Below are 6,204 nucleotides of genomic sequence, written 5' to 3'. Positions count from 1 at the left end.
TCCTTTCAAAAATAGGCGCAGTAGCAGATTACTGAAATGGATTCACATTTAGGAAGAGAAGATGTTTTGTCTCACTGGGGAGCATTTTGTGAGACGGATCATACACAGTTTATGTCAAGCAATTTTAGTGGAAAACTGCCAATGGGGTGTTTGGCAGTCAGTCAAACGAAGTTCTGAATTCCAACGGACTCTGATTGGTCTTGCTTTTAAAGAGCTTGCTGAACGACTGCGGATGTTCAAAGCCCAGTTCGTAAGCAATCTCACTGACAGAAAGACTGCTAGTTGATAGTTTCTCCTTCGCCTTTTCGATCAGCTTCTCATGAATATGCTGCTGGGTGGATTGGCCCGTTAATTGTTTTAATAGGCTGCCCAGATATTTGATCGAAACATGTAGCTCGTTGGCCACGTACTGAACGGTTGGCAGTCCGGTCGACAATAGATCGTCGTTGTTGAAATAATCGCTTAGTACCTCTTCTACGCGGTTCAAAAGTTTGCTACTGGCAATTTTTCGGGTAATGAATTGGCGTTCGTAAAACCGCTGGGCATACGTAAACAATACCTCCAGCTGGGCGACGATGACATCCTGGCTGAACCTGTCAATATTGGAACTGTACTCGTTTCGAATCGTGTCAACAATGGAGTTGATGATGGTTTCTTCTTTTTCAGAAACAAACAGTGCTTCATTGGTAGCATAGCTAAAGTATTCGTATTGCTTAATTTTTTTGGCCAGTGCCGTATTCCATAAAAAGTCAGGATGGATAAACAGCATCCAGCCACTCAGCTGCTGCGGCAAACCATTGGCTTCGCCGCGCAATAGTTGCCCCGGAGCCAGAAAAGCCATCACGCCTTCATCAAAATCATATTTCTGTTGTCCATAGAAAAGTTTATCGCAACCCCGCTTCATCGATACTACATAAAAATCAAACACTACCGAAGTAATGTCCGAGTTATTGGCCATACCGTCCAGATTCAACAAACTGATGAGTGGATGATGCGGTTTGGGGATGCCTGCCAGGTGGTGCAGCTGCGAAATGGACTGTACTTTGTAGGGTTTGAAATTTTTCATTCAAGCAGTAGTATCTTTTCTTATTTGATGTTTAGCCAAAGTTCCTCCACGTTAAAACGTATGTGCGACACCTCGGTTTTACTGGGCATATCCATAGCGGTGGCGCTTCCGTCTTTGACAATCCTAATGTGTTTAATCAATTCCTCAAGACTGGCCTTGTCTTCTTTGGTCCATTTGCCCTGACCAAAATCTAACACTTTTTTCTTCTCTATCCGCAATCCATTTAGAGAGTCTATAAAATGAATATACTGGTTAGTTTGATAGGAGCTGTTCACCAGTAAACTGATTGGGGTGCCCGTTTTATTGCTGATGTATACAGTTTTTGGGGGGTTACAGGATAAAAGCATCATGGAGGCTGTTACGATAAAACCAATCCGTTTCATAGTATTATTGGTGAAGTACAAATTGGAAAGGACTAAAATGCAACGTTGGCTAGCTCCTGCGATAGCTCCCATAATCGCATAGAAACAGCTGCATCCTTAGCTTGTGCCGGTATTTTTGCCACAGCGGGAAAGCCACGGGTCTCCATCAGCTTGTTCGGTCCATAATACATGCCTCCTTTAGCCTCCCCAGCAGTTGCGGCATATAAGGTTGGCAAGGCCCCCTGTGCAGCGGGTTGAAACAAAAAGGGAAGAAAGGTTCTCGCCATGCCGGAGGCGCTCCATCGCCCGGCTCCCGTAATCAGCAGATTTGTCCGGGAAACACCCGGATGGGCAGCCACACTCGTGACGCCCCAACCGTGCTTTTCACTTTGCCGCTGAAGTTCTAAAGCAAACATCAGGTTCGCGAGTTTTGACTGACTGTATGCTTTCCCCGGATCATACGAAGCTATTGACTGAAGGTCATCAAAATTGATTCTTCCTTCCCGATTGGCTACACTGGACAGGGTAACTACACGGGCATCGGGTGATTGACGCAATAAGGGGAGCAGTTTTGCGGTCAGGGCAACGTGACCTAGATGGTTCGTGCCGAACTGTAGCTCAAAGCCCTCGGCTGTTTCGAGTCGTTTGGGGGGCGTCATGACGCCCGCATTATTGATGAGCAGATCGACGGCTTGCCCTTTTGCCCTCATTCTCGACGCAAAGGATTTGATTGATGCCAGGTCGGCCAGATCTATTTTCTCGAAACTTACGTTGGCTTTAGGGTTAGGCTGTTGAATTCGGGCAATTGATTCCGCTCCTTTTTGCGGGTTACGCCCCAGCACGAGTACAGTCCATCCGGCCGATGTTAGCGCCACTGCATCTTCATATCCGATTCCTTCGGTACTCCCTGTAATGACAGCTAAACCGCTGCTTCTTTGAGGCATATCGTCTATTGTCCAATTTTTCACTTTCTTCTTTGTTTACTGGTTTTGTTGCTGCAAAGGTGGGTGCCATTAACAAAGCAGCTGTAGCCAAAAGTCGTATTGTTGTAGTGGAATGTACTGCATGGACAAAGACCGCCAATTTTTGGGCTAGTGTATTGCCAGCCTTAAGACGAGCGAAGAGCAGTAAGTAAATTAGTGACCGATTTCCCGCGAACCTGAAACATAGTCGTTTTCAACGACAAACCTGGTTGTCCAGACAAGGCGTTTTGTTGCTAGTCACAGCTGACGGATTTTTTGTCAATCATCCGATCGGCTTATTGATAGGAGGATCTATTAAAACGCTCAGTTCGTGAAGTGAATACATGAATGTTCTTTCGTCTCGGTTGGGAGGCATTTATGAGAATGTATTTCTGTGTAAATCGGAGGTCATTTAAACGGCTCATGCTTATCTATTACCGGACAGATCTTGTACGGTTTCGGACATGCATACAATCTTTTCAGGATATATTCTTGAAGATTAGCCACTTATAGAATTGGCACTCTATTTGTTCAACAAGTACTAAAGAAATATACCTTTTAGTCCACTGGCTATGAGCCGAACCTATCTGGGCGAGTTTGAAGAGTTGGTCTTACTCACCGTGGCCCTCCTGCAAGGCCAACCCACCGGGGCCTATGGCGTAACCATTGCCGAGGAACTCCAGCAACGAACCCAACGAACCACTTCCGTCACGGGCGTACATGTCGTCTTGTATCGTTTAGAAGAAAAAGGCCTGGTGAACTCGGAATTAGGTAGAGCTACCCTGGCTCGGGGCGGACGGCGCAAACGCCTGTTCACCCTAACGGCGGCTGGTGGGCAAGTACTGCGGGAGATGCGTCAACTTCGCATGGGATTTTGGGACGCCTTACCCACACCTTTCTTTTCTTAACTTATGAACCCGTCTTTTTCCGACCCAACCCCTCAGCGGCCGCCGGATCGCCGGCCGCCCCGCTGGGCCGACCGCCTGCTCCGGTGGTTGACGCCCCCTGATCTGCTGGAAGAGTTACAGGGCGATCTGCACGAGCAATTTGCCCAGCGAGCCCGCCAACTCGGTTCCTGGAGAGCCCGCTTCTGGTATGGGCTGGAAGCGCTGAAGGTCATTCGACCCTATTATCTACGGCGTCGAGTGACCAGCCTGGTCATTCGGCAACAGGAGCCCTTCATAAAGCGAGGGGCCACCACCCGGTCTTACTTTACCCCTAAACATTTCTCACCGCTTCTACTTCATCCAGATATGATTCGCAACTATGTTTTAATCGCTTGGCGCACCCTGTGGAAAAACAAACTGTTTTCCCTCGTCAATATTCTGAGCTTATCGCTGAGTATGGCGGTGGGGGTTATTCTGTTTACCGGCCTGAAAGCCACGTTTGATACCGACCATTTTCATCCCAAATTCAATCAACTCGTACGCCTACTTACCCAAGAAACAACCGAGGGGCAACAAACCAACTGGGCAACCGCTCCAGGGCTGTTAGCGACTCAACTGGAAAGCGTCTCCCTGGTGGAAAAAACGGTAAAAGTACGGCTGGCCGGAAAACATAACCTGCAAACCGACCGAGGGGATGTTCCCATTGACATAACCTTTTCTGAGCCTTCTTTTTTTGAGGTGTTTGGCTTTCACTTGTTGTCCGGTACTGCCCAAAGCCTGGCCACTAATGCCACCACCCTTTTTTTAACCCAAAAAACAGCCCAGAAACTATTTGGCAACACCAATGTGGTCGGCCATAGGGTTCAAATTGACAAGTTAGGCTATTATACCGTTGGGGGAATCATCCAGGACCCTCCTTTCGCAACCCATCTGCCCATTGAGGCCCTGTTATCCATTCGGTCGGCTGAAGGGCTGGAAAAAAAAGGAGCCATCCCTACGAGTTCACAAGATTGGGGCGACTTCAAGAGTGCAGCCATTTATGCCCGTTTACAATCAGACGGTAATATAGCGCAACTGAATGCAACGCTCCAGCACTATACTCGGACATTGGCTAAGAGTCAGCTTCAATTTTTGGCACAACCCCTCGAAGAAATTACCCCAGGAAAAATCGATCTTAAAAATAACCCCCATGCGGGCACGAGTTGGGAAGACGTAAAAACGCAGCTAGTCATCATTCTATCGTTAACCCTTTTGGCGGCTTTTAATTATATCAGTTTGGCCTTGGCGCGGGCTTTCTCCCGGGCGCAGGAAGTCGGGGTGCGCAAAACCATTGGTGCCACCAGAGGACAGGTTATGGGTCAATTTTTACTGGAATCGACCCTGGTTGCCCTGTTGGCTTTGGTGTTTACCGTGCCCTGTGTTACTCTTTTAGCCCACTATGTACCCGATATGGATGATGTGACCTTCTCCTGGGATATAGCCTTAGTAGTAGGCTTGGTAACCTATGCCCTGATGACGGGCTTAGTGGCAGGAGCACTGCCGGCCTGGCTATTGTCCGCGTTTGAGCCGATCCAGGTTTTGCGTAAACTGAAGACGATAAAGCTCTTCCGGGGCGTGGCGGTTTACAAAGGGTTGATCGTCGTTCAATTTTCGGTGACCATCCTGTTTATGATACTGGTTGTTATCGTAGCCGATTATGATCGAAAAAATGGGGCCATCATCCGCTCCACCGTGCCATCCAATGTGCTGACACTAGATTTAAAAGGGGAAAACTATCAAAACCTGCAAAACGAAATACGTCAGCTAAGTCAAGTAGAAACGACGTTGGCCACCAACTGGTACTATGAGCCCCTTAAACTGGGTAAAGATTCGGTGACGCTAAACGATAAAACGCTGGCCATAAACTACGTCAGTATTGACCCACGAACACTTGAAACAGAAGGTATCAGCCTGCTAGCCGGGCAAAATTTTCCAAAAACTATGCCTCACCATACGGAGCCATATGTGTTGGTGAATGAAGCGGCCGCCAACTTATTGGCCGCTAAATCGGAGACCTTGGTGGGGCAAACTCTCTGGCTGGACTCGGCCTCGGTACAAGTCATTGGCATCCTACCCAATGAGCTTATTGGCCAACAACGCCCATTACTCTATCGGTATTTGCCTAATGAAATAACCACCTTGACTATAAAAATAAAGCCAAATACAGAACAGGAAGCGACCAAGGCCATTCAAGCGGTATGGAAAGATCATTTCCCTGAGAAAACAGCCAATCTGTATAACTTAAAAGCGTATCGTTATTCAGGCGAAATCAGTGGAGAAATGGAAATTTTTGGCGGCTCTGCCCTGATTGTGATGATCATCGCGGCTTTGGGCATTTTAGGCATCGCCAGTTACTCGGTCGAAACGCGCAGGAAAGAACTGGGTATCAGAAAAATATTAGGCGCAAACAATCTAAAATTGGTGTGGATAGTTACCAAGAATTTTGGCATTCTTATCCTACTTGCCGGTCTAATTGGTGTTCCAGGGGGCTTGTTTTGTGGCGATTTACTCAGAAAAGAAATCGGCAGTCATTTGGATTTGGGTCTTCTCAATATAAGCATCGGCTTTATTTCGGTTGCTATAGTCGGGCTGCTGACTGTCCTCTCCCAAACCATTCGAGCAGGGCAAATTGACCCGGTAAAGGTGTTAAAAGCCGAGTAAAACGGCAAGCCGTTCATGGGCAGATGATGACGAGCCAATGAATTTTATTCCACGATACGATGACAAAGAGCCACTTTACCTCAAAAATAGGAGCGTTAATTTGAGAACGGATACCCATGGCTTCTGATTGGGGAGACATCATCTTTCAGTTGAAGTCGTGCCCAACCCAAACATTTCATCCACTGATCAGTCGAATGCTTGGATGTTCGGCCAGGATGGCCATTACC

The 6,204-nt window shown here is 47.5% G+C and carries 5 protein-coding genes; 2 read left to right on the top strand and 3 right to left on the bottom strand.

Annotated elements, in window-relative coordinates:
• Positions 1–157 precede the first annotated feature (157 nt).
• From ACYVK4_RS26730 to ACYVK4_RS26720, 3 genes are read right to left on the bottom strand one after another with little or no spacing between them, the layout of a single operon-like run.
• Positions 158–1,066, bottom strand: a complete 909-nt coding sequence (locus tag ACYVK4_RS26730) for a helix-turn-helix domain-containing protein (protein ID WP_461130636.1) — start codon at positions 1,064–1,066, stop codon at positions 158–160.
• Positions 1,067–1,086: 20 nt separating this feature from the next.
• Entirely contained in the window at positions 1,087–1,449 is a 363-nt protein-coding gene (locus ACYVK4_RS26725) for a hypothetical protein (RefSeq protein WP_461130635.1), read from the bottom strand.
• Between the two features lie 32 nt (positions 1,450–1,481).
• Positions 1,482–2,396 carry an SDR family oxidoreductase gene (locus ACYVK4_RS26720; RefSeq protein ID WP_461130634.1) on the bottom strand — a complete coding sequence of 305 codons (915 nt, stop codon included), beginning with the start codon at positions 2,394–2,396 and terminating at the stop codon, positions 1,482–1,484.
• A gap of 566 nt (positions 2,397–2,962) precedes the next feature.
• Between ACYVK4_RS26720 and ACYVK4_RS26715 the strand changes: the two genes are divergently transcribed.
• Positions 2,963–3,298, top strand: a complete 336-nt coding sequence (locus ACYVK4_RS26715) for a PadR family transcriptional regulator (protein ID WP_461130633.1) — start codon at positions 2,963–2,965, stop codon at positions 3,296–3,298.
• 3 nt (positions 3,299–3,301) lie between these two features.
• Entirely contained in the window at positions 3,302–5,977 is a 2,676-nt protein-coding gene (locus ACYVK4_RS26710) for a permease prefix domain 2-containing transporter (protein ID WP_461130632.1), read from the top strand.
• Positions 5,978–6,204: the final 227 nt, after the last annotated feature.

The organism is Spirosoma aerophilum, assembly GCF_054782495.1.
The sequence above is the reverse complement of the archived record's forward strand: the minus strand, read 5'-3'. Positions and strand labels throughout refer to the sequence as shown.